The following is a 23,056-nucleotide window of genomic DNA, read 5'->3' as shown; positions in this document are numbered from 1 at the left end:
GCGCGATCATACCGGGACTGGTGAAATTTTGAACGACCATCCGCCGATTTTTTTTCGATCCCGACCACCCCCTCCAGTAGCGGCACGGCCCCTGCATTCATTCGCCCATCCGGCAATTCCCTGGCGACGATTCTCCGGCGCGTGGGGAAAACCACCGAACCAAGCGCCTGCGCCGTCTGTCAGACCGTCTAGGCTCAGACAATTCCCTGTTCGTTCGAGGTCTTATCCATGACTCAAGAACCGCTTGTTCGCGAAGCTGAAGTGGCCGCATTTCGCGACGCTGTGTTGACCAAACTCACTTATGCCGTCGGCAAGGACCCCGATCATGCGTTTGATCACGATTGGTTCGAAGCCATTGCCCTCGCCGCCCGCGACCATATGGTCGAGCACTGGATGGACCACACGCGGCAGATCTATCGCAAGGGCCAGAAGCGTGTTTATTACCTCTCCCTGGAATTTCTCATCGGGCGCTTGCTTTACGACAGCCTGAGCAACCTCGGCCTGCTGGATACCGCTCGCGAAGCGCTGACGGAGTTGGGCGTGGACCTGGAACGCATCCGCACGCTCGAACCCGATGCCGCGCTGGGCAACGGCGGCCTCGGCCGATTGGCGGCGTGCTTCATGGAAAGCATGTCCACCCTGGGCATCGCCGGGCACGGCTACGGCATCCGCTATGAACACGGCCTGTTCCGCCAGGCCATCGTCGACGGCTGGCAGCAGGAGCAGACCGAGCACTGGCTGGACTTCGGCAACCCGTGGGAGTTCGAACGGCCGGAGGTGGTCTACCCGATCGGCTTCGGCGGCAGTGTCGAGACGGTGACCGACGACACCGGCAAGACCCGACAGGTCTGGACGCCAGGGGAAACCGTGCGGGCCATTGCCTATGACACCCCGGTGGTGGGCTGGCGCGGTGCCAGTGTCAACACCTTGCGCCTGTGGCGCGCCCGGGCCGTGGAAGATCTGCATCTGGAGCGTTTCAATGCCGGCGACCACTTGGGCGCCGTGGCCGAAGTGGCACGGGCCGAAAGTATTTCCCGCGTGCTCTACCCGGCCGACAGCACCGAGGCCGGGCAGGAATTGCGTTTGCGCCAGGAGTATTTCTTTGTCGCCGCCTCGCTGCAGGATCTGCTGCGCCGTCATCGCAACATGCATACCTCGGTGTTGACCCTGGGGGATCACGCAGCGATCCAGCTCAACGACACCCACCCCTCCATCGCCGTGGCCGAGTTGATGCGCCAACTGGTGGACGTCTATGACGTGGCCTGGGACGCCGCCTGGCAGATCACCCAGGACACGCTGTCCTATACCAACCACACGCTGCTGCCCGAAGCATTGGAAACCTGGCCGGTGGGGCTGATGGAGCGCATGCTGCCCCGGCACATGCAGATCATCTACCTGATCAACGCCCAGCACATCGATTCGCTGAGGGCCAAGGGCGTGCATGATTTCGACGTGCTGCGCTCGGTCTCGCTGATTGAAGAAGACAACGGTCGTCGGGTGCGCATGGGCAACCTGGCCTTCCTGGGCTCCCACAGCGTCAACGGTGTGTCCGGACTGCACACGCAGTTGATGCGCAGTACGGTGTTTTCCGAGCTGCACAAGCTCTACCCGGAGCGGATCAACAACAAGACCAACGGCATTACTTTCCGCCGCTGGCTGTTCCAGGCCAACCCGGAACTGACCTCGATGATGGTCGATGCGCTGGGCCCGAGCGTGCTCGACAATCCCGAGGAACGCCTGATCGAACTGGAGCCATTCGCCGATAAGCCGGCATTCCGCAAACTGTTCGCCGAGCAGCGCCTGCACAGCAAGAAGGCCCTGGCCTACCTGATCCACGAGCGGCTGGGGATTGCCGTAAACCCGGCGGCGATGTTCGACGTACAGGTCAAGCGAATCCACGAGTACAAGCGTCAGTTGCTCAACCTGATGCACACCGTGGCGCTGTACCAGGCGATCCGCGCCGAACCGGAGGTAGACTGGGTGCCGCGGGTGAAGATCTTCGCCGGCAAGGCCGCCGCCAGTTATCACCAGGCGAAGCTGATCATCAAGTTGACCAATGACATCGCCCGGGTGGTGAACAACGACCCGACCGTGCGTGGTCTGCTCAAAGTGGTGTTCCTGCCCAACTACAACGTCAGCCTGGCCGAGAGCATCATCCCGGCGGCGGACTTGTCGGAGCAGATTTCCACCGCCGGCTTCGAAGCATCCGGCACCAGCAACATGAAGTTCGGCCTCAACGGCGCGCTGACCATCGGTACCATGGACGGCGCCAACGTGGAAATGCACGAGCGGGTGGGCGGTGAGCACATGTTTATCTTCGGCCTGACCGCCGAGCAAGTCGAGGCCCGCAAGCGCAACGGCGAATTCAGCGCCGCGCCGGACATCGCCGCCTCCCATCGCCTCAACGACGTGTTGCAGGCGATTCGTGGCGGGGTGTTTTCCCCGGACGATCCGATGCGCTACACCGGGCTGGTGGATTCGCTGGTGGACTACGACCGCTTCCTGGTCTGCGCCGATTTCGACTCGTACTGGCATGCCCAGGCCAAGGTCGAGGAGCGCTGGCACGATTCCAAGCAGTGGTGGCGCTCGGCAGTGCTCAACACGGCGCGCATGGGCTGGTTCTCCTCCGACCGGACCATCCGCGAGTACGCCACCGACATCTGGAAGGCGTTGGAATAGCCTTAGCTGTCAGAAATGTGAGCGAAGCCCAACGACGGTTGGGCTTCGTCGATATACTAGGCGCCAGTTTCGCCGGGCTCCAATGCCATGGCTCAGTCAAAAACAACCTATGTGGGAGCGAGCCTGCTCGCGATGGCGGTCTATCAGTCGACACCTTTGTTCACTGACATACCGTCATCGCGAGCAGGCTCGCTCCTACAGGGCTTGTGGTTGTTCCACTAGACTGATCCAGGCACAAATGCCCCGGTCATGCCCGCAACGGGCCGCTTAGGGATATCAACCATGCAATGGATCTTGACGCTGTTGGGCCTGGCTCTTGGCTGGGTGGTGGATGAGTCGCTCGCCGATGCGCTGATAGGCGCGTTGGTGGGGCTTGGCATCGCCCAGGTGTTTCGTATCAGGTACCTGGGATCCGAGGCCGCCCGGCAGCAGGTTTTGCTGCAAGCGGCCCAGCAAGAGCTGATCACGCTGGAGGCGCGTCTGGCGGTGCTGGAGCGCGGCACGTTGTATGCTGCCCCTGATCCCGCGACGGCGCCCCCAGTCACCGCGGCCCAGGTCACCGCGCCCCAGGTCCCCGAGCCTGTCGCCCGCACCGAACCGGAGCCGGAACCCGAGCTGGTCTGGGAACTGCCGCCCGATCTTGCGCCCAATCCGGCGACGGCCACGCAGGCCAGCCAGCCATTGCCCGACAACGTCTGGACCCCGGCACCTCCTCGCTCCAGGCGCGAGTCCCGTGAATTCGAGCCAGTGGAACCGATTCTCGCGCAACCGGCAGCGCCACGGAGCCCGAATCTCATCGAGCGCGCCATAGCCGGTGCGCGCAACTGGTTGTTTGGCGGCAATACCGTGTTGCGGGTCGGCGTGGTGCTCTTGTTCCTCGGCCTGGCGTTCCTGCTGCGTTATGCCACCGAAGGCATGGTGGTGCCGATCGAGCTGCGTTACGCCGGCGTCGCGGCCAGTGCGCTGGGCCTGTTGGGTCTGGGCTGGTGGCTGCGCCAGCGCAATGGCAGCTATGCGCTGATGCTCCAGGGTACCGGCATTGCGGTGTTGTACCTGACCGTGTTCGCCGCCATGCGCCTGCATCCGCTGCTCGACTCGAAGGCAGCCCTGGGCATGCTGGTGGCGGTCACGGTGTTCTCGGCGATCCTGGCGGTGACCCAGAATGCCTTGGGCCTGGCCGCGGTGGCCGCTCTGGGTGGGTTTGCCGCGCCGATCCTGACCTCCACCGGGAGCGGCAATCACGTTGCGCTGTTCAGCTATTTCATCCTGCTCAACACTGGCATTCTCGCCATTGCCTGGTTCAAGGCCTGGCGCCTGCTAAACCTGATCGGCTTCGTCGGTACTTTCGGTATTGGTATCGCCTGGGGCTTGCGCTCCTACACGCCGGAGCTGTTTTGGAGCACCGAGCCATTTCTGATCGTATTCTTCGTGATGTACCTGGCGATCGGTCTGCTGTTCACCCGTCGCAAGCTGCTGGAAACCGCGGGTGCGCCCGACGGTGACAGCCGGGAGGCATTGCTGCGCTGGTCGGCGCGCAACGGCGACTATGTGGACGGCACGATGCTGTTCGGGCCACCGCTGGTGGGGTTCGGCCTGCAGTATGCGCTGGTGCAGCACCTGGAGTTTGCCGCGGCGTTCAGTGCCCTGGCCCTGGGCGCGATCTACATGGGTCTGGCGCGGATATTGATGGGGGGGCGAGCCTTGCTGCTGGCCGAAACCTGCCTGGCCCTGGGGGTGATTTTCGCCAGCCTGGCTATTCCCCTCGGCCTCGATGCCCGCTGGACTTCGGCAGCCTGGGCCGTGGAAGGCGCCGGGATTTTCTGGTTGGGGTTGCGTCAACACCGGCCATTGGCACGCGCTTTTGCGCTGTTGTTGCAATTGGGCGCGGCGCGTGCCTTCCTCGGCGAGCTGAGCTTCGGCGAAAGCAGCCTGCTCGATGCCCCTGCGCTAGGCGCCTTGATGATCGGTGGCGCGCTGCTGTTCAGTTTCCTTCAATTGCGCAAGGCTGCGCCCGAGCATACCCATGGCTGGGAGCGTCAGGGGCAGCCGGTTCTGGCGGTGTTGGGCCTGAGTTTCCTCTATCTGCTGGCACCGTTGTTTTTCTTCACCCATGGCACTGCGATCACCTGGGCGCTGGCGGGGTTGGCGACGCTATTCGTCGGCCTGCGCCTGCAATCGCGCAGTTTCCTGTTCACCGCGTTTGCCGTGCAGTTGTTGGGTGGTGCGTTGTTCCTGATGCGCTTGCGCGGTGCCGAGGGCGATTCGGCAGCGGTGTTCGACGCCGGCTGGAGCGGTTTGCTCAGTGCCTCGCTGATCGGCCTGGCGTTGATCGGCGGCATGTTGCTGGCGGCGCGTGACGATATGGTGCGCAAGGACGCACGTTTGCTGCGTGGGTTGTCCGTTGTATTGCTGGCAGGGCTGGTGCTGATCAACCTTGCGGTGCTGTTCGTCCTTCCCTGGCAGACGGCGAGTGGCGTATGGGCCGTCAGTGGCCTGTTTATCATTTGGTTGAGCTTGTACCTGAAGCAGCGCATGAGCTTTGTATTCGGTCTGTTGCTGCAATTGGTGGGCGGTGCGGCATTCCTGCTGGCAGGGCCGGCCTTGCTGGGTACGCTCGACGTCGAAGGCTTGCGGCCCCTGGCGCACAGCGGCTTCTGGACGCCGCTGGTGCTGGGGCTGGTGGCGCTGATCGGTGCGTGGCGACTGCAACGGGGTCAATCGGACACTGTCTTTGACGTATCGAGCTTGCAGCGCTTGTCCGAGTTGTTGCTGGTCTGGGGCGCCGGCTGGTGGGCGCTGGCGTGGCTCAGCGAAGTGCTGCGCTTCGCCCCGGTGAACCTGCAAGGCAGCCTGTTACTGGTGGTCGCGGCGCTCAGTGTGGCGGTGTGGACCGTCCTGGCCCAGCGTTTGAAATGGCCATCCCTGGGGTTGCTGTGCACTTTGCTGATTCCGGCGGCGGGCTGTGTGTTGGTCGCGACCTGGCACAGCCGTTATCACCCGGCGGCGGATTTCGGCTGGCTCGCTTGGCTGGTGGTGTTCGGCGTGCATTTCCTGTCGCTCAAACGCCTGGCTTCGATGCTGCCGGCCCAGGCCCGTAGGACTGCTCATGTGCTCGGCTGCTGGCTGCTGATCGGTGTGCTGGCGCTGGAGCTGCGTTACGGCTTGCTGCTGTTGTCCGAGCAGTACAACGCCTGGCGCTGGTTGGGTTGGGCGATCCTGCCGAGCCTTTACCTGGTGCTGATGGCCGCGCCGCGGGCCTGGCCTTGGCCAATATCGGCGCAGTCGCGGGAATATCGCGTCTACGCGGCGGCGCCCCTGGCCCTGCTGATGCTTGGCTGGTTCTGGCTGGCCAACACCTTCAGCGACGGCACCGCTGAACCCTTGCCCTACGTGCCGCTGCTGAACCCGCTGGAGCTGGGCTTGCTGTTTGCCTTGTTTGGCGTCTACGTATGGGTCCGCAGCGCAGTGGGGCAACTGACGGTCCGTTGGGCGTATGCCGATCAGGTCGCCCAGTTGATCGCCGGCGTGTCGCTGTTCGCGTTTTTCACCGCCGTGGTAATGCGCAGTGCTCACCATTGGATGGGGATACCGTTCGAATTGGATGCGTTGCTTGAATCCATGTTCGTACAGGCTGGGCTGTCCATCGTCTGGACCCTGATTGCCCTGGGCCTGATGATCGGCGGGCATCTGCGGCATCGCCGGGAGGTATGGCTGATCGGCGCGGCGTTGATTGCCGTGGTGGTGGCCAAGCTGTTCTTTGTCGAGTTGAGTAACCGTGGCGGTCTGGCGCGGATCGTGTCGTTCATCGGCGTGGGGGTACTGTTGCTGGTGGTGGGCTACTTCGCGCCGCTGCCGCCCAAGCGTCCGGAAACGGCTTCGCCTACCGAGCCGCCGATGCCTGTCAGTGAGGGAGTGTCATCTTGAGTCGCAAGTTGAGTCGGATCGGACTGGGTGTGGTCGGGTTATGGGTAGCATTGTCGGCCATGGCCCAGGAAAAGCCGGCGGACTTCGCCCACCAAGTGCCGTTGGTCTTGAGCGGTGAAGGGCCTTGGTATCGTCTCCCGTTGCCCCTGGAGGTCCAGCTGCAAGCGCGACAGACCGACCTGAGCGACCTGCGGGTATTCAACGCGGCCGGGCAGGCCCAGGCCTATGCGCTGGTCCGCGAAACGGCCCAGAGTCGCGAAAATCGCACTCTCACCGACGTGAAATGGTTTCCGCTGTACAACGCCGCCGATGACAACGAACGCGCGCCCAGCGTGCGGGTGCAATCGAACACCAACGGTACGCTGGTGGAGGTCCAGCCATCCAGCCGGCTCGAAGCGGGGGAAGAAGAGCTGCGCGGATGGCTGCTGGATGCCAGCGCGATCAAGGCGCCCTTGCAACAGTTGATTCTGGACTGGACCAGCGAACGCGACGGCTTCCAGCGGTTTACCATCGAAGCCAGCGACGACTTGCAGAACTGGCAGGCGTGGGGCGAAGGCCAAGTGGCACGGCTGACCTTTGCCGATGAGCGGGTCGAGCAACATGAGGTGAGCCTGCCGGGACAATCGGCCCGCTACCTTCGACTGCTGTGGGATTCGCCATCCTCCGCGCCGGTGCTGACCTCGGCGCAGTTGCAAAGCGCCAGTCGCGAAAGCCTGCCGTTGCCGCTGGTCTGGTCACAGCCTTTGGCCGGCACCACCACGAAGGCCGGTGAATACACTTGGCAGTTGCCCATGGGGTTGAATCTCGAACAGGTGCAGGTGGAACTGAGCCAGGCCAACAGCCTGGCCCCGGTAACACTGGCCGGCCGACGTGAGAGCAGCCATCCCTGGCAGCCGATGACCAGTGGCTTGCTGTATCGCCTGATCCAGAACGGCCAGGACGTGGTGCAAAACCAACTGCAGTTGGACGGTCAGACCGTGCAGCAACTGAAGCTGACCGTGGACGAGCGGGGCGGCGGCCTTGGCGACCAGGCCCCGACGCTGCGTTTTGCGGTGCGTCCGAGCCAGGTGGTGTTTCTGGCGCGTGGAGAAGGGCCGTTCAGCCTGGCGCTGGGCAGCGCGACCGTGAAGGCGGCCAGCCTGCCCTTGTCTACACTGGTGCCCGATTACCGGCCGTCGCGGCTGGCGAGCCTGGGCGTAGCAACAGTAAATGGGGCCGCGACTTCGACGCCGGCAACCGAGACGGCACCGGCAGTCGTCGGGACGGACTGGAAGAAAATCGGCCTGTGGGCTGTGCTGGTGCTCAGTGTGCTATTCCTCGGGGCGATGGCATACAGTCTGCTGCGCAAGCCGCCGGTCAAATCCTGACCCGATTTGGCCCCCTCAGGGTCCAGTGTTTTTTCATAGCCAATGGAGTCCGGTAGGCTAAACAGAAATCAGGATCGCTGCCTTGCTTCGCTCGATGCGCCCGGGTCCATACCGGGCGCACGGCTTTTTGGTCGGGCCGATGCGGGACCACACTTCAGTTTGTCCGCATCGTGCCGATTCTTAGGAAGGCTCGATGTATTCAGGAGGGGACCCGTGAATCTGTACATCAATCAGCTTCAGAACAAAGCTGACTTCAAAGAGGCTATTTACGCAGGCGACATCTTCCTGAACACTCAATTGCGCATTGCCAGAGAGTTGTGCGCGTTCGCCCAGGAAAGCATCACTGCCGCCTTCAACGGCGAGACTAATCATCAAGCCTTGCACACATTGATGCCGGTAGAAGAGTTCGTGGCGCTGGTTACACGCCTCAAGGGGCAGTTCACCAACAGCTTGCGCGTTAAAGAGTTGATCCAGGGTTTCATTTATGAAATCGGCGCTGACCCTCGCGAGTTTATTTTCGACGTGCCCCGGATCCGTGTAGTACCCAATTATGACTACCTGCACGCTGGCGTCAGCTATGCCTATAAACCCCACCGTGATACTTGGTACGGTGGGGTCGATTGTCAAATCAACACGTGGATGCCGGTACACACCATCAGTGCCGACCAGACCATGATGATCAATGGGGGCTATTTCGATGTCCCTGTGGAAAATACTTCCAAGGACTGGAGCCTGTCTGACTGGATCAGCAACCAGCGTCATCGGGCCAAGGAAAACCTCAAGGAAGAAGCCCGGGTACACCCGGTTCCGCTGGAGCAGATCAATACTTCGTCGGAGCTGCGCGTAGCCGGCAATATGGGCGACATGCTGGTTTTCTCAGGTTCGCACCTGCATGGCACCGTTCCCAACTACACTCAACTAACCCGTTTCAGCGTGGATTTTCGCTTGATGCATCTTGACGATCTCAAGCACAAGCGCGGTGCGATCAACGTAGACAGCGCTTGTCCGGACGTTGGTGCAGGCTTCAAAGATTATTTCCACGCTCACGACTTCTCGAATTTCCAAGGAATCCAGCAATGACCAAGCGCCGCATTACGCCCGCCGAGGCTCAGTACAACGAGACTCGTGCCAATGTCTTGAAACGGGTGGACGCCGAGTATGTGGCCGACGCGCCATTTGTCTTTGCCCATCGCATTGGCGTTACCGCTGCGCTGTCGCGCATGGAACTGTTCAAGAAGGTCGCCGAAATACCGGGGGCGATCATCGAATGCGGCGTGTACAAGGGCAACTCGTTGATGCTCTATATGCACCTTTCAATGATCCTGGAACCCTATGCGATCAATCGCTCGATCATCGGCTTCGACACCTTCGAGGGGTTCCAGAGTATCGACAAGAAAGAAGACCCGGCGGACGTCAATGAAACCATGTTCTCCGACACCGACCAGTCCTTGATCCAGGAAATGATCGATGCCAACGACCTGTTGCGCCCGGTCAACCGCATCCCGCGCTGTGAATTGGTCAAGGGAGACATTGTCAAAACCGTGCCGGAATGGGTCCAGACCCGCCCTGACCTGGTGGTAGCGATGCTGATCCTCGACACCGACCTGTACGAATCAACCAAGGTCGCTCTGGAAACGTTCCTGCCGTATATGCCAAAAGGTGCGATCGTGGTGCTCGACGAAGTTGCCTACCGTAACTTTCCAGGAGAAACCAAAGCCTTGCGCGAAGTGCTCGATCTGAACAAGATCGAACTCAAACGTCTGCCGTTCGATTCGTGTGTGGGTTACTTCCACGTTTGAGAACACTTCGGCCTTTGCTTCGGTCGAGCGGCTTGTGACTCGGGGCATACAGAAGTCGGAGCGGATAGTCTGCAAGCTCTAGCCAGGATCGGGTACCTCCATGTTGATGGGGGTCCGATTTTTCCGTATTGCAACGGATGGCGATTGCCATCTCGTGAACTCAATCCCCCATATCCCGTCTCATAGGAGGAATTAAGTCCCGACTCGCGCTAAACTGCGCAGGTTTTTCCGCCCCCTATTCTTCGGAGCCGTCCATGTCCCGCGTTACCTTGAGTCGCTATTTGATTGAGCAGACCCGCAGCAACAACACCCCTGCCGATCTGCGCTTTTTGATCGAAGTGGTGGCGCGTGCGTGCAAGGAGATCAGCCACGCCGTATCCAAAGGCGCCCTGGGTGGTGTCCTGGGCAGCATGGGCACGGAGAACGTACAGGGCGAAGTGCAGAAGAAGCTCGACGTGCTGTCCAACGAAATCCTGCTCGAAGCCAACGAGTGGGGCGGTCACCTGGCCGGCATGGCGTCCGAGGAAATGGACAATGCCTACCAGATCCCGGGTAAGTACCCCAAGGGCGCCTACCTGCTGGTGTTCGACCCATTGGACGGCTCGTCGAACATCGACATCAACGCACCGGTCGGTACCATTTTCTCGGTACTGCGCTGCCCGAACGAGTACCTGAGCCAGAACGAAGCCCTGAACGAAAAGGCCTTCCTGCAACCAGGTACCGCACAGGTAGCCGCCGGCTACGCGATCTACGGTCCTCAGACCATGCTGGTACTGACCCTGGGCGACGGCGTGAAAGGCTTCACCCTGGATCGCGAGATGGGCAGCTTCGTACTGACTCACGAAGACATCACCATCCCTGAAACCACCCAGGAATTTGCTATCAACATGTCCAACCAGCGTCACTGGGAAGCCCCGGTGCAGCGCTACGTGAGCGAGTTGCTGGCGGGTGAGGAAGGCCCGTTGAAGAAGAACTACAACATGCGTTGGGTCGCCGCGATGGTCGCCGACGTACACCGCATCCTGAACCGTGGCGGCCTCTTCATGTACCCACGCGACAGCCGCGAACCGACCAAGCCGGGCAAGCTGCGCCTGATGTATGAAGCCAACCCGATGTCGTTCCTGGTGGAGCAGGCCGGTGGTGCTTCCACTGACGGCCATCAGCGCATTCTCGACATCCAGCCTGAAGGCCTGCACCAGCGCGTTGCGGTATTCCTGGGATCGAAAGAAGAAGTGGCCCGCGCCACGGCCTACCACAAGGAATAAACCATGGCCCAGCCCTGGCAGTCGTTGCTCGATTGGTGGTTCGGTTCAGCCGAGGCGCCGGACGATATAGCCGCTGAAAAGGGCAAGCTGTGGTTCGGCAAGGGCCATGATCGCCAGGCGCGGGAGCGTTTTGGCGATCAGGTCGAACAGGCGCTGGCCGGCGAATTGACCGACTGGGCGCAACGCCCCGAAGGTTGGCTGGCCCTGGTATTGCTGCTCGACCAATTGCCACGAATGATCTTTCGCGACACCCCCAAAGCCTTTGCCGGGGACCTGCGTGCCCAAGCGCTGGTGGCCCAAGGCATGGCGGCGGGTTTCGACCGACAACTCAAACCCATCCAACGCGTCTTCATCTACCTGGTGCTCGAGCACTGCGAAAACCTGGCCGTGCAGAACGAGGCCGTGTCGCGATTTATCGACCTGGTTCGTGAGCAGCCGGACGCGGCAGTGTTCGAAGACAATCTCGATTATGCCGAACGGCACCAGAAGATCATTGCGCGGTTTGGGCGGTTTCCCCATCGCAACGCGGTGTTAGGAAGGGAATCCACGGCGGAGGAAGTGGAATTCTTGAACAGGCCTGGTTCGCGCTTTTAATGGCGGCTTATGGATGACCTCGAAGCAACCGTTTCATGAGTAACGCGGGCAGGCTTTTGCGGCTATCGGCAATGATATGGATGTAAATCGTTTGGCCTCGCACTTCATAAATGATCCTGTTCATTCCTGACAGGACCTGCCGATACTGACCAAAATTCAGCTTTTCTATTTCGTCCGGGATCGACCCCGCATAAGGGAGTGTCGCCAAATGACGGATCGCAGTCTTAAGACTGGCAAGGGTGCTTTGCCATGTTTGAACAGAAAACCGTTCGGTCAGATAAATACGCAGTTCTTTGAGATCGGTCTCAGCCGATTGAAGGATTACGATCTTCAAACTCATCGTTCGTCGGCCGCGTCCAATTCAGCGAAGACATCCTCGACATCCCGGTACTTACCCTCCTCGATTTCCTTATTACCCATAGCCAACAGCTTTAATAGCGCCATGGTGTCTTCTTGCTCTTCGAAGCTTTTTACATCCATGACCACGAGCTTGGCTTCGCCATTTTGAGTGATGACTAACGGCTCCCTGGTTTCTGTGATGCTCTTTACGACTTCGGCGGTATGGCTTTTCAAATAGCTGATAGGTTTGATTTGGGATGACAACTTCATGATGGGAACCTCTCAAAACTGAGTGGACTGAGTTTAGTCCTAATTCAGTCCTGCGTCAGGTCGTGTTGTCTAAACGGTCCCCAGCGGGATTGGCCCCTATCGCGAGCGAACTCTCGATAGGGGCCAATCCAGGCGCTTTAAATCCGGAAACTCCCCACCAATTGCTTCAACCGCGCCGCCTGCTGTTCCAGGTCGGAACAGGCGCGCAACGTGGCTTGCAGGTTTTCCACGCCTTCCTGGTTCAGCGTGTTGATCTCGCTGATGTCGACGTTGATCGACTCCACCACGGCGGTCTGTTCTTCGGTGGCGGTCGCCACGGACTGGTTCATGCCGTCGATTTCACCGATACGCTGGGTCACGCTGCCCAGCCGTTCGCCGGCCTGGTTGGCGATGTCGACGCTGCCTTCGCTCTGGCGCTGGCTGTCGGTCATGGTCAGTACCGCTTCCCGTGCACCGACCTGCAGTTCTTCGATCATCTTCTGTACTTGCTGCGCTGAATCCTGGGTGCGGTGGGCCAGGTTGCGCACCTCATCGGCCACGACCGCAAAGCCGCGCCCGGCTTCACCGGCCCGGGCTGCCTCGATGGCGGCGTTCAAGGCGAGCAGGTTGGTCTGTTGCGAAATGCTGGTGATCACTTCAAGAATCTGGCCAATGTTCACCGTGTTGCTGTTCAGGGTTTCGATGTTGCCGCAGGAGTCACTGATCTTCGCCGAGAGCTGTTGCATCGCACTGATGGTTTTGTCCACCACTTGCTGGCCGTCTTCGGCCAGGCTGCGGGCCTCGCTTGAGTGCTGCGAGGCGAGGGCGGCGTTCTGGGCAATTTCCTGGGCGGCGGCGCCGAGCTGGTTGATGGCTGCGGCCACGCTGCTGGTGCGCGAGGCTTGTTGATCAGAGTTGAACATCGATGAATTGGAGGCACTGACTACGCGCAAGGCAACTTCGTTGACCTGGCCGGTGGCCGAAGCCACTTCACGGATCGACGTATGGATACGCTCGACAAAGCGGTTGAAAGATGTGCCCAACGCGCCGAATTCATCGTGGCCGTGGATGGTCAGGCGCCGGGTCAGGTCGCCTTCGCCTTCGGCGATGTCATGCATGGCGCGACCCATGGTCAACAGCGGTTGCATCAACACGCGGATCAACATGCCCAGCAGGGCGATGATGAACACCACGGCAATGGCCATGGCAATCAACGCCGAGGTGCGGAACTCGCTGAGCATCGCCAGCGCCGTGTCCTTGTCGAGCACCAGCGCTACGTACCAGTCGGCGCCCGGCACGCCGTTGACGCGGGTGAAGGACATGAACTGGGTCTTGCCGTCGAGTTCGACTTCCTTCATGCCCGGGCTGACCTGCGGCGTACCGTTGGGGTAGGCCTCGGCCAGTGTCTTGAGCACCCGCTTGCTATCGGGATGGATCAGGATCTTGCCATCGGCGCTGACGATGAACGCATGACCGTGGCCGCCGAAGTTCAGGGAGTTGATGATTGCGCTGATGCTCGACAGGTCGATGTCCGCACCGGCCACGCCGATCATCTGGTTCTGATGTTTCACCGGGGTGGCCACGGTGATGACCAGTTTGCCCGACGAGGCGGCGATGTAGGGTTCGGTGACGATGGTTTGCTGCGCGCCGTTGGCGGCCTTGTACCAGCCTCGGGCGCGAGGATCGTAGTCGGCGGCGCGATTGCCGGCCGGTACCGAGAACATCACGCCGTCGGTGCCGCCGAAATAGCTGAGCTGGAAATTACCCGTGTAGGCCGGCAGGTCGATGGCGCGCTTGAGGCTGGCGGCGCTGCTGCCGTCCGTTGCGATCTGCTGGGCCAGCGATTGCAGTAATTGGATGCGACCTTCTACCCACGTCTGAATGTTTCGGCTGGTCAGGCTGCCGAGTTCCTGCATCGACGTCTCGGTGCTCGAATGCAGGCTCTGGCGCTGACGATAGTCGTTGAACAGGATGAAACAGGCGAATGCAACGGCCACCACGAGGGCGGCAGCCAGCAGAATTTTGTGGCTGAACTTCATGTTTCTGGTCATTAATAACGCTACCGCACTGGAGCTGGTCAGGAAGGGGCGCCAATTTGCCATAACGCAGGGCACAGCGCTGTTCTTTTTATCGGCCTGGAAGCGCCAGGGATCAGGCGCCGGCGGGGCAATCCCGACGAAATGCACGACGGCATCACAAACTGATTGATTTGCCGACGAAATACCCCCTTTTTGTTCAATAAATACAAGGTTCGTCGGGGAACCAGACAAGGGTTTTCTCTTCTAAGCTTCTGGTTGGCACCCTGCCACCTCCCTTCCGCTCCAGGAGTTACCCGATGTCCCTGCGATCTATCGCGTTGTTGTCTTTGTGCGTCTTGTTGGCCGCGTGCAGCAAAGTGAACCAGGAAAACTATTCCAAGCTGTCGGCTGGCATGTCCAAGGCCGAAGTCGAAACGTTACTGGGGAAACCGACCGATTGTTCGGGCGCGCTCGGCATGTCCAGTTGCACCTGGGGCGATCAGAAAAGCTTTATCAGCGTGCAATATGCCGGTGACAAAGTGTTGATGTTTTCCGGCCAAGGCCTGAAGTAAACCGAGGCCATGGGCCTGCGGGAGAAAAATAATGAAGCGGTTATTGTTAGTGCTTTTGGCTGGCCTGGTATTGGCCGGCTGTGCCACTTCTGGCGAAGACCCGTTGGCGCCCAAGACCGTCAACAGTGTCAATTTGAAGCGTTACCAAGGGACTTGGTACGAGTTGGCCCGCCTGCCAATGTATTTCCAGCGCAACTGCGCGCAATCCGAAGCTCATTACACACTCAAGCCTGACGGCGACCTGGGGGTGCTCAATCGCTGCCTGACCTCGGACTGGCAGTGGGAGGAAGCCAAGGGCACCGCCACCCCACAAGTACCTGGCAAGACCGACAAGCTCTGGGTCAGGTTCGATACCTGGTTCTCGCGGATCCTGCCGGGTGTGGCGAAGGGACAATACTGGGTGCTATACGTCAGCGACGATTACAAGACAGCCATCGTAGGCGACCCGAGCCGCCGCTACATGTGGCTGTTGTCCCGTACTCCGACAGTCAATGTCGACGTGCGTGAAGAGCTGCTGAGCAGGGCGCGTCAGCAGGGCTACGACACGACTCGACTGATCTGGCGTGCGTCGGATCGGCAGATGGCCAAGACGTCGGATTGAGGGCCTGAAAATATCCAATGTGGGAGCGGGCTTGCTCGCGAAGACGGTCTATCCGTTAATGTCTATGTCGACGGATACACCGCATTCGCGAGCAAGCCCGCTCCCACATTTTTTACGCGTCAACCCAGGAGTTCGCCTAACACCTGGGCAAACGCCCGGGCGCTTTCCTCTTCCCCGGCATGCCGTCCGTCGCGTACCACCCACTGCCCGCCGACCATCACGTCGCGCACCTGGCGATCCCCGCCGGCAAACAGCCAACGATTGAGAATTCCATCGCCACTTGCCGTCGCCAGGTACGGGTCGTTGCCATCGAGCACCAGCCAGTCGGCGCGTTTGCCGACGCCGAGTCCGCCGACCGGTTGGCCGAGGGCTTGGGCACCGCCCTCCAGGGCGGCATCGAACAGGGTGCGGCCGACCATCGGTTGATCTGGCCGATATAAGCGGTTGCGTCGCTGATCCCGCAGGCGCTGGCCATATTCCAGCCACCGCAGCTCTTCCACCACGCTCAACGACACATGACTGTCGGAGCCGATACCCAGGCGTCCGCCCTGGGCCAGGAAATCCACCGCCGGGAAGATGCCGTCGCCAAGGTTGGCTTCAGTCGTGAGGCACAGACCGGCAATCGCCCGGCTTCTGGCCATGAGGCTGACTTCACGAGCGTCGGCATGGGTGGCATGCACCAGGCACCAACGCTGATCGACGTCGACGTTTTCGTATAACCATTGCAGCGGACGGGCGCCGCTCCAGCTCAAGCAATCGTCGACTTCCTTCTGTTGTTCGGCAATGTGGATGTGCACCGGGCAATCGCGGTCGCTCGCCGTCAAAACCTCATGGATTTGCCCAGGTGTTACGGCGCGCAGGGAATGGAAGCACAGCCCAAGGGCCTGGTTCGGCCGTCCAGCCAGAAGGGGCTGCAAGCGCGACTGAAGCGACAGATAGTTCTCGGTGCTGTTGATGAAACGTCGTTGTCCGTCATTCGGCGCCTGGCCACCAAAACCGGAGTGGCTATAGAGCACCGGCAGCAGCGTCAGGCCGATACCGGCGGTGCTGGCCGCCTGGCTGATGCGCAGCGCCAGTTCCGCGGGGTCGGCGTAAGGCGTGCCGTCGGTATCGTGATGCACGTAATGAAATTCGGCGACCGAGGTGTAACCGGCCTTGAGCATTTCGATGTACAGCTGTCGGGCAATGGTGCCGAGCTGGTCCGGACTGATTTTTCCGACGAGGCGATACATCAGGTCGCGCCAGGTCCAGAAACTGTCGTTGGGGTTGCCCGCGACTTCCGCCAGCCCGGCCATGGCCCGCTGGAATGCATGGGAATGTAGGTTCGGCATGCCCGGCAAGAGCGGCCCCTTCAGCCGTTCGGCGCCGTCTGCGTGGGAATCGGCCTGGACACGAGTCAGAACGCCGTTGGCGTCGACCTCAAGACGTACATCATTGGCCCATCCACTAGGCAGCAGCGCGCGTTCGGCAAAAAAAGCGGGCATGGTCAAACCTCATCGTGTGTAATTTGTATATACATATACAGACGTTTGCCTGGCCGGTAAACTCCGGCAAGCTAGCAATCTTATTTGCAGAACAGGGAACCGCCGTGCCGACTCCGCCTGCCAAACCACCAATCGCCGCGAACATGGGTGACAGTCCGGCGCCCTTGTACGCCCGCGTCAAACAAATGATTACCCAGCAGATCGACAGTGGAAACTGGCCGCCGCATTACCGCGTGCCATCGGAAAGCGAATTGGTCAGCCAGTTGGGCTTCAGTCGCATGACCATCAACCGCGCCCTGCGGGAAATGACTGCCGATGGCCTGCTGGTGCGCATGCAGGGTGTCGGTACGTTCGTGGCCGAACCCAAGAGCCAATCCGCGCTATTCGAAGTGCATAACATCGCCGATGAGATCGCCTCCCGTGGCCATCGCCACACATGCAAGGTCATTACCCTGGAAGAGGAGGCCGCAGGTTCCGAGCGCGCCCTGGCCCTGGAAATGCGCGAAGGCCAGAAGGTGTTCCACTCTCTGATCGTGCATTTCGAGAACGACATTCCGGTGCAGATCGAGGATCGTTTCGTCAACGCACTGGTGGCGCCGGATTACCTCAAGCAGGATTTCACCCTGCAAACGCCTTATGCCTATCTGAACCAGGTGGCGCCATTGACCGAAGGCGAACATGTGGTGGAAGCGATTCTCGCCGAGCCGAGCGAATGCAAGCTGCTGCAAATCGAGCGGGGCGAGCCATGCCTGTTGATCCGCCGTCGTACCTGGTCCGGGCGCCAGCCGGTAACTGCCGCGCGCCTGATCCATCCCGGTTCACGTCATAGCCTGGAAGGTCGGTTTCACAAATGAGCCAGATGAATATTCTGCGCGCCGCGAATTACCCTCGCATGCCATGGAAGAACGGCGGCGGCAGCACCGAAGAAATCACCCGTGATGCTGGCACTGGCCTGGATGGTTTCGGCTGGCGCTTGTCGATTGCCGATATCGGTGAGTCGGGTGGTTTTTCCACTTTCGCCGGTTATGAACGGGTCATCAGCGTGTTGCAGGGCGACGGCATGACGCTCAATGTCGATGGTCGGACCACGCGACCGCTGCATCCGCTGGACGCCTTTTCATTCAGCGGCGAGAGCCATGTGCATTGCACGCTGCTGGGCGGGCCGATTCGCGACTTCAACCTGATTTATGCACCGCAGCGTTACCGCGCGCGGGTGCAATGGATGAAGAATGAGCAGCGTTTTTTCAGCGAGGCGGGGACGGTGCTGGTATTCAGTGCGGATCCGGCGTTGTGCGTCAGGGTCGACGAATCCGACGCGGCACTGGGCCTCTACGATTGTCTGCAATTGAGCGGTAACACCGGACTGCTGGAAATTTCCACGAGCGGGCAGTGCTGCGTGATTGAACTGTCAGCCCATTGATATCCGCCGAATAGCTTTGTGGCAAAGGGAGCAGGCTCCCTCGCCACAAAAGCCGTGTGTTGTTCCCACTACGCGCACCAACTTGTTACCGAATGCCCCAGCGTGGCGCAAAGCCACGCTTTTGTGACGCTCACTGTTGTTGCTGAAAACTCCCGCCCCGAAATTTTCATTCAGCTCACCGGCCCAAGCGCCACGGGCCTCGCAGCGATTTCGCGAATCATCCGCGAGCAGTACCTGAATAAAGTTGGCCGCTTGATTGCATATGCTTGTACATACAAGTAAAGACGTATGTGTATGAGTGCCTGCATTCAGCGCAGCGTCCCAAGAAATAGCTGCCCTGCCCGGGCTGGTCTGGATTGATCGCTGAGGAGTTTTTGCTGTGACCGACGCTACCCGCAAACCTGAAAAATACCGTGACGTTGAAATCCGTGCCCCTCGCGGTAATACGCTGACCGCCAAGAGCTGGCTGACCGAAGCGCCGCTGCGCATGTTGATGAACAACCTCGACCCGGAAGTCGCCGAAAATCCCAAGGAACTGGTGGTCTACGGTGGCATTGGCCGTGCGGCACGCAACTGGGAGTGCTACGACAAGATCGTCGAAAGCCTGACCAACCTGAACGACGATGAAACCCTGCTGGTGCAATCCGGCAAGCCGGTAGGCGTCTTCAAGACCCACAGCAACGCGCCTCGCGTCCTGATCGCCAACTCCAACCTGGTCCCTCACTGGGCCACCTGGGAGCACTTCAACGAGCTCGACGCCAAGGGCCTGGCCATGTACGGCCAGATGACCGCCGGCAGCTGGATCTACATCGGCAGCCAGGGCATCGTCCAGGGCACCTACGAAACCTTCGTCGAAGCCGGTCGCCAGCATTATGACTCCAACCTCAAGGGCCGCTGGGTGCTGACCGCCGGCCTTGGCGGCATGGGTGGTGCACAGCCGCTGGCCGCCACGCTGGCCGGCGCTTGCTCGCTGAACATCGAGTGCCAGCAGGTGAGTATCGATTTCCGCCTCAAGACCCGTTATGTCGACGAGCAGGCCACCGACCTGGACGACGCACTGGCCCGTATCGAGAAATACACCGCTGAGGGCAAGGCGATTTCCATTGCGCTCTGTGGCAACGCCGCCGAAATCCTCCCGGAATTGGTCCGTCGCGGTGTGCGTCCGGACATGGTCACCGACCAGACTAGCGCCCACGATCCGCTCAACGGTTACCTGCCGGCCGGCTGGACCTGGGAAGAATACCGTGCCCGCGCCAAGACCGAACCGGCTGCCGTGGTGAAAGCCGCCAAGCAATCCATGGCCGTCCACGTGAAAGCCATGCTGGCCTTTCAGAAAATGGGCGTTCCGACCTTTGACTATGGCAATAACATCCGCCAAATGGCCCAGGAAGAGGGCGTTGAAAACGCCTTCGACTTCCCGGGTTTCGTTCCGGCCTACATCCGTCCGCTATTCTGCCGTGGCATCGGCCCGTTCCGCTGGGCTGCGCTGTCGGGCGACCCGCAGGACATCTACAAGACCGACGCCAAGGTCAAGGCACTGATCCCCGATGACGCCCACCTGCACAACTGGCTGGACATGGCGCGCGAGCGCATCAGCTTCCAGGGCCTGCCTGCACGGATCTGCTGGGTCGGCCTGGGCCAGCGCGCCAAGCTGGGCCTGGCGTTCAACGAAATGGTGCGCAGCGGTGAGCTGTCGGCCCCGATCGTGATTGGTCGCGATCACCTGGACTCCGGTTCCGTGGCGAGCCCCAACCGCGAAACCGAATCCATGCAGGACGGTTCCGATGCGGTCTCCGATTGGCCGTTGCTCAACGCCTTGCTCAACACCGCCAGCGGCGCGACCTGGGTGTCGCTGCACCACGGTGGTGGCGTCGGCATGGGCTTCTCCCAGCACTCGGGCATGGTGATCGTCTGCGACGGTACCGACGAAGCCGCCGAACGTATTGCTCGCGTACTGCACAACGACCCGGGCACCGGGGTGATGCGCCATGCCGATGCCGGTTACCAGATCGCCATCGATTGCGCCAAGGAACAGGGGCTGAACCTGCCGATGATCACTGGCAAATAACCGAACTCATCTGTGGGAGCGGGCTTGCTCGCGAAGGCGGTTTTACATCCGACGCATGTATTGAATCGCCCACCGTATTCGCGAGCAAGCCCGCTCTCACAGGGGGAGGCGGGTCCACAATCCAGAACAATCCACAGAGGTTGAACCATGGCTGTCAGTAGCACACGCGCAAGCAGCAAGCCGTTGATCGAGAAACGTTCGATCGACTACATCCCGGAAGCGGAGCGGCATGGCCGGCTGTTGAGCCAGTTCACCCTTTGGATGGGGGCCAACCTGCAAATCACGGCCATTGTCACCGGTGCGTTGGCAGTGGTGCTGGGCGGCGATGTGTTCTGGTCGTTGATCGGTTTGCTGATCGGCCAAGTGCTCGGTGGTGGCGTCATGGCATTGCATGCGGCGCAAGGCCCCAAGCTTGGCCTGCCGCAGATGATCTCCAGTCGGGTGCAGTTCGGAGTGTATGGCGCGGCCATCCCGATCGTGCTGGTGTGCCTGATGTACCTGGGTTTCACCGCCACGGGCACCGTGCTTTCCGGTCAGGCGTTGGGCCAGTTGTTTGGCGTCAGCGACAGTGTCGGCATCTTCATTTTCGCCAGCGTCATCGTACTGGTCACGGTGCTCGGGTATCGGGTGATTCACTTCATTGGCCGTGTCGCCAGCCTCATTGGCGTGATTGCCTTTGTTTACCTGTTTGCTCGCCTGATCAGTCAGGTGGACGTTGGCGCCCTGTTGCAAATCCGTCATTTCAGTTGGAGCAGCTTTTTGCTCGCGGTGTCGCTCGCGGCCTCCTGGCAGATCGCCTTCGGCCCCTATGTGGCGGACTACTCGCGTTACCTGCCGAGCAAGACGTCTTCGGTGAAAACCTTTTTTGCCGCAGGCGCAGGTTCAGTCATTGGCGCACAGGTGGCGATGATCCTCGGCGTGTTTGCCGCCGCCTCGGCCAACGGGCAGTTCGCCGGTCACGAAGTGGCCTACATCGTTGGCCTGGGCGGTACCGGCGCCACCGCTGCGCTGCTGTACTTCAGCATCGCGTTCGGCAAGGTCACGATTTCCACGCTGAACTCCTACGGCAGTTTCATGTGCATCGCGACCATCATCAGCGGCTTTCGTGGCCACCTGAACGTCACGCGCTTGCAGCGTCTGGTCTTCGTGCTGTTCATCGTCGGCGCCGCAACCCTGATCGCGCTGCTCGGCCAGCACTCGTTCCTCGGTGCGTTCAAGTCTTTCATCCTGTTTTTGCTGGCGTTCTTTACGCCTTGGAGCGCCATCAACCTGGTGGACTACTACTGCATCACTCGCGAGCGCTATGACGTACCGGCACTGGCTGATCCGAACGGTCGCTACGGTCGTTGGAACTTCCTCGGGATCAGTGTTTATGCGCTGGGTGTACTGATTCAACTGCCGTTCATCGCCACCAAGTTCTATACCGGTCCGCTGGTGGCCGCGATGGGGGGCGTGGACATTTCCTGGATCATCGGCCTCGTGGTCCCGGCGGTGTTGTATTACGTCGCAGCCAGGAAGTGGCACAGCGCTGTACCCGATCGATTGATCCTGCCGGTCGAGCAGGACGCGGTTGACGCACAACCGAGCAGGGCGGGCCGCATCCAAGCGGTCTGATGGGACGTTGACAGGGCTGGATGCCTCTTGACTGCCGTAAGCCAACTCAAATGATTAGGAGCGTCACACAATGAAATCGAACAAGACCCTGCTGACCACCTTGCTTTCCATGGGCCTGTTGGCCAGTGCTGGCGCCACGCAAGCGGCCGGTTGGTGCGAGTCGGGCAAACCGGTGAAGTTCGCCGGTCTGAACTGGGAAAGCGGCATGCTGCTGACCGACGTCCTGCAAGTGGTGTTGGAGAAAGGCTACGGCTGCAAAACCGACAGCTTGCCGGGTAACTCCATCACCATGGAAAACGCCCTGAGCAGCAATGACATTCAGGTGTTCGCCGAAGAATGGGTGGGCCGTAGCGAGGTCTGGAACAAGGCCGAGAAAGCCGGCAAGGTAGTGGGTGTCGGCGCTCCGGTCGTCGGCGCTATCGAAGGCTGGTACGTACCGCGCTATGTGGTCGAGGGCGATGCCAAGCGCAAGATCGAAGCCAAGGCGCCAGGCCTGAAGAACATCGCCGACCTGGGCCAGTACGCCGCCGTGTTCAAGGACCCGGAAGAGCCGTCCAAGGGCCGCTTCTACAACTGCCCGGCCGGTTGGACCTGCGAGCTGGACAACAGCGAAATGCTCAAGAGCTACGGCTTGGAAAAAACCTACACCAACTTCCGTCCAGGCACCGGCCCGGCCTTGGATGCCGCAGTGTTGTCCAGCTACAAGCGTGGCGAGCCGATCCTGTTCTACTACTGGTCGCCAACGCCACTGATGGGCCAGGTGGACCTGGTGAAGCTGGAAGAAAAGCCGGGCGTGGACAAGAGCGTGACCATCAAGGTCGGTCTGTCCAAGACCTTCCACGACGAGGCTCCGGAGCTGGTGGCGGTGCTGGAAAAGGTCAACCTGCCCATCGATATCCTGAACCAGAACCTGGGCCGCATGGCCAAAGAGCGGATCGAGTCGCCGAAACTGGCGAAGATCTTTCTGAAGGAACATCCTGAAGTCTGGCATGCCTGGGTCAGCGAAGACGCTGCCAGGAAAATCGACGCGGCTCTGTAGGTCGAGCATTGCCCGGCCAACCCG

The 23,056-nt window shown here is 60.6% G+C and carries 18 protein-coding genes; 14 read left to right on the top strand and 4 right to left on the bottom strand.

What is annotated here, in order from left to right:
• The first annotated feature begins 228 nt into the window (after nucleotides 1–228).
• From AD666_RS04105 to AD666_RS04075, 7 genes are all read left to right on the top strand, one after another.
• Complete coding sequence (locus AD666_RS04105) at nucleotides 229–2,679, top strand: glycogen/starch/alpha-glucan phosphorylase (RefSeq protein ID WP_053147839.1); 2,451 nt, start codon at nucleotides 229–231, stop codon at nucleotides 2,677–2,679.
• Between the two features lie 282 nt (nucleotides 2,680–2,961).
• Nucleotides 2,962–6,603, top strand: a complete 3,642-nt coding sequence (locus tag AD666_RS04100) for a DUF2339 domain-containing protein (protein WP_053147837.1) — start codon at nucleotides 2,962–2,964, stop codon at nucleotides 6,601–6,603.
• A gap of 59 nt (nucleotides 6,604–6,662) precedes the next feature.
• A complete protein-coding gene (locus AD666_RS04095; RefSeq protein WP_371259564.1) occupies nucleotides 6,663–7,970 on the top strand; it encodes a DUF3999 domain-containing protein in 1,308 nt (435 codons plus the stop codon).
• 213 nt (nucleotides 7,971–8,183) lie between these two features.
• The gene (locus AD666_RS04090; RefSeq protein ID WP_053147833.1) at nucleotides 8,184–9,050 is read left to right on the top strand and encodes a hypothetical protein; all 867 of its coding nucleotides are present in this window, start codon (nucleotides 8,184–8,186) and stop codon (nucleotides 9,048–9,050) included.
• Nucleotides 9,047–9,769, top strand: a complete 723-nt coding sequence (locus AD666_RS04085; RefSeq protein ID WP_053147831.1) for a TylF/MycF/NovP-related O-methyltransferase — start codon at nucleotides 9,047–9,049, stop codon at nucleotides 9,767–9,769. The genes AD666_RS04090 and AD666_RS04085 overlap by 4 nt, the downstream gene beginning before the upstream one ends.
• Nucleotides 9,770–10,023: 254 nt before the next feature.
• A complete protein-coding gene (locus AD666_RS04080; protein ID WP_053147829.1) occupies nucleotides 10,024–11,034 on the top strand; it encodes a class 1 fructose-bisphosphatase in 1,011 nt (336 codons plus the stop codon).
• 3 nt (nucleotides 11,035–11,037) lie between these two features.
• Complete coding sequence (locus tag AD666_RS04075) at nucleotides 11,038–11,628, top strand: DUF924 family protein (RefSeq protein ID WP_053147827.1); 591 nt, start codon at nucleotides 11,038–11,040, stop codon at nucleotides 11,626–11,628.
• Nucleotides 11,629–11,635: 7 nt separating this feature from the next.
• Here the strand turns inward: AD666_RS04075 and AD666_RS04070 are convergent, their stop codons facing one another.
• The 3 genes from AD666_RS04070 to AD666_RS04060 form a co-directional block, all read right to left on the bottom strand.
• A complete protein-coding gene (locus AD666_RS04070) occupies nucleotides 11,636–11,968 on the bottom strand; it encodes a type II toxin-antitoxin system RelE/ParE family toxin (protein WP_053147826.1) in 333 nt (110 codons plus the stop codon).
• On the bottom strand, nucleotides 11,965–12,237 hold the full coding sequence (locus AD666_RS04065; RefSeq protein ID WP_053147824.1) for a type II toxin-antitoxin system Phd/YefM family antitoxin: 273 nt from the start codon (nucleotides 12,235–12,237) through the stop codon (nucleotides 11,965–11,967). Before AD666_RS04065 ends, AD666_RS04070 begins: the two co-directional genes overlap by 4 nt.
• 137 nt (nucleotides 12,238–12,374) lie before the next feature.
• Entirely contained in the window at nucleotides 12,375–14,267 is a 1,893-nt protein-coding gene (locus AD666_RS04060) for a methyl-accepting chemotaxis protein (RefSeq protein WP_218186699.1), read from the bottom strand.
• A gap of 284 nt (nucleotides 14,268–14,551) precedes the next feature.
• Here AD666_RS04060 and bamE point away from each other — a divergent pair, with 284 nt between their 5' ends.
• Both bamE and AD666_RS04050 read left to right on the top strand, forming a co-directional pair.
• Nucleotides 14,552–14,806 (top strand): outer membrane protein assembly factor BamE, encoded by a 255-nt coding sequence (gene bamE / locus AD666_RS04055; protein ID WP_053147820.1) that lies wholly within the window; start codon nucleotides 14,552–14,554, stop codon nucleotides 14,804–14,806.
• A gap of 31 nt (nucleotides 14,807–14,837) precedes the next feature.
• The gene (locus tag AD666_RS04050; protein WP_053147818.1) at nucleotides 14,838–15,407 is read left to right on the top strand and encodes a lipocalin family protein; all 570 of its coding nucleotides are present in this window, start codon (nucleotides 14,838–14,840) and stop codon (nucleotides 15,405–15,407) included.
• A 119-nt stretch (nucleotides 15,408–15,526) separates the two neighbouring features.
• On the opposite strand, the gene AD666_RS04045 is transcribed toward AD666_RS04050, so the two are convergent.
• Complete coding sequence (locus tag AD666_RS04045) at nucleotides 15,527–16,891, bottom strand: formimidoylglutamate deiminase (protein WP_053147816.1); 1,365 nt, start codon at nucleotides 16,889–16,891, stop codon at nucleotides 15,527–15,529.
• A gap of 143 nt (nucleotides 16,892–17,034) precedes the next feature.
• Between AD666_RS04045 and hutC the strand changes: the two genes are divergently transcribed.
• The 5 genes from hutC to AD666_RS04020 all read left to right on the top strand — a co-directional run bounded on the left by hutC (nucleotide 17,035) and on the right by AD666_RS04020 (nucleotide 23,032).
• Complete coding sequence (gene hutC, locus AD666_RS04040; protein WP_172679593.1) at nucleotides 17,035–17,745, top strand: histidine utilization repressor; 711 nt, start codon at nucleotides 17,035–17,037, stop codon at nucleotides 17,743–17,745.
• Nucleotides 17,742–18,311, top strand: a complete 570-nt coding sequence (locus tag AD666_RS04035; protein ID WP_053147812.1) for a HutD family protein — start codon at nucleotides 17,742–17,744, stop codon at nucleotides 18,309–18,311. The genes hutC and AD666_RS04035 overlap by 4 nt, the downstream gene beginning before the upstream one ends.
• A gap of 379 nt (nucleotides 18,312–18,690) precedes the next feature.
• Nucleotides 18,691–20,379 carry a urocanate hydratase gene (hutU, locus tag AD666_RS04030; protein WP_053147810.1) on the top strand — a complete coding sequence of 563 codons (1,689 nt, stop codon included), beginning with the start codon at nucleotides 18,691–18,693 and terminating at the stop codon, nucleotides 20,377–20,379.
• A 147-nt stretch (nucleotides 20,380–20,526) separates the two neighbouring features.
• Nucleotides 20,527–21,993, top strand: coding sequence for a cytosine permease (locus AD666_RS04025; protein ID WP_053147807.1), 1,467 nt, complete (start codon nucleotides 20,527–20,529; stop codon nucleotides 21,991–21,993).
• A gap of 70 nt (nucleotides 21,994–22,063) precedes the next feature.
• Nucleotides 22,064–23,032, top strand: a complete 969-nt coding sequence (locus AD666_RS04020) for an ABC transporter substrate-binding protein (protein ID WP_053147805.1) — start codon at nucleotides 22,064–22,066, stop codon at nucleotides 23,030–23,032.
• Nucleotides 23,033–23,056: the final 24 nt, after the last annotated feature.

Origin of the sequence: Pseudomonas sp. Pf153 (assembly GCF_001269775.1) — a bacterium.
GTDB classification, from domain to species: Bacteria; Pseudomonadota; Gammaproteobacteria; order Pseudomonadales; family Pseudomonadaceae; genus Aquipseudomonas; species Aquipseudomonas uvaldensis.
The sequence above is the reverse complement of the archived record's forward strand: the minus strand, read 5'-3'. Positions and strand labels throughout refer to the sequence as shown.

What these genes read in the sequence shown, in the direction of transcription:
- AD666_RS04075 (WP_053147827.1), top strand. Translation starts at nt 11,038, where the DNA reads ATGGCCCAGCCCTGGCAGTCGTTGCTCGATTGGTGGTTCGGTTCAGCC.
- AD666_RS04025 (WP_053147807.1), top strand. Translation starts at nt 20,527, where the DNA reads ATGGCTGTCAGTAGCACACGCGCAAGCAGCAAGCCGTTGATCGAGAAA.
- hutC (WP_172679593.1), top strand. Translation starts at nt 17,035, where the DNA reads ATGGGTGACAGTCCGGCGCCCTTGTACGCCCGCGTCAAACAAATGATT.
- AD666_RS04065 (WP_053147824.1), bottom strand. Translation starts at nt 12,237, where the DNA reads ATGAAGTTGTCATCCCAAATCAAACCTATCAGCTATTTGAAAAGCCAT.
- AD666_RS04050 (WP_053147818.1), top strand. Translation starts at nt 14,838, where the DNA reads ATGAAGCGGTTATTGTTAGTGCTTTTGGCTGGCCTGGTATTGGCCGGC.
- bamE (WP_053147820.1), top strand. Translation starts at nt 14,552, where the DNA reads ATGTCCCTGCGATCTATCGCGTTGTTGTCTTTGTGCGTCTTGTTGGCC.
- AD666_RS04095 (WP_371259564.1), top strand. Translation starts at nt 6,663, where the DNA reads ATGGCCCAGGAAAAGCCGGCGGACTTCGCCCACCAAGTGCCGTTGGTC.
- AD666_RS04080 (WP_053147829.1), top strand. Translation starts at nt 10,024, where the DNA reads ATGTCCCGCGTTACCTTGAGTCGCTATTTGATTGAGCAGACCCGCAGC.
- AD666_RS04060 (WP_218186699.1), bottom strand. Translation starts at nt 14,267, where the DNA reads ATGACCAGAAACATGAAGTTCAGCCACAAAATTCTGCTGGCTGCCGCC.
- AD666_RS04020 (WP_053147805.1), top strand. Translation starts at nt 22,064, where the DNA reads ATGAAATCGAACAAGACCCTGCTGACCACCTTGCTTTCCATGGGCCTG.
- AD666_RS04105 (WP_053147839.1), top strand. Translation starts at nt 229, where the DNA reads ATGACTCAAGAACCGCTTGTTCGCGAAGCTGAAGTGGCCGCATTTCGC.
- AD666_RS04100 (WP_053147837.1), top strand. Translation starts at nt 2,962, where the DNA reads ATGCAATGGATCTTGACGCTGTTGGGCCTGGCTCTTGGCTGGGTGGTG.
- AD666_RS04035 (WP_053147812.1), top strand. Translation starts at nt 17,742, where the DNA reads ATGAGCCAGATGAATATTCTGCGCGCCGCGAATTACCCTCGCATGCCA.
- AD666_RS04085 (WP_053147831.1), top strand. Translation starts at nt 9,047, where the DNA reads ATGACCAAGCGCCGCATTACGCCCGCCGAGGCTCAGTACAACGAGACT.
- AD666_RS04070 (WP_053147826.1), bottom strand. Translation starts at nt 11,968, where the DNA reads ATGAGTTTGAAGATCGTAATCCTTCAATCGGCTGAGACCGATCTCAAA.
- AD666_RS04045 (WP_053147816.1), bottom strand. Translation starts at nt 16,891, where the DNA reads ATGCCCGCTTTTTTTGCCGAACGCGCGCTGCTGCCTAGTGGATGGGCC.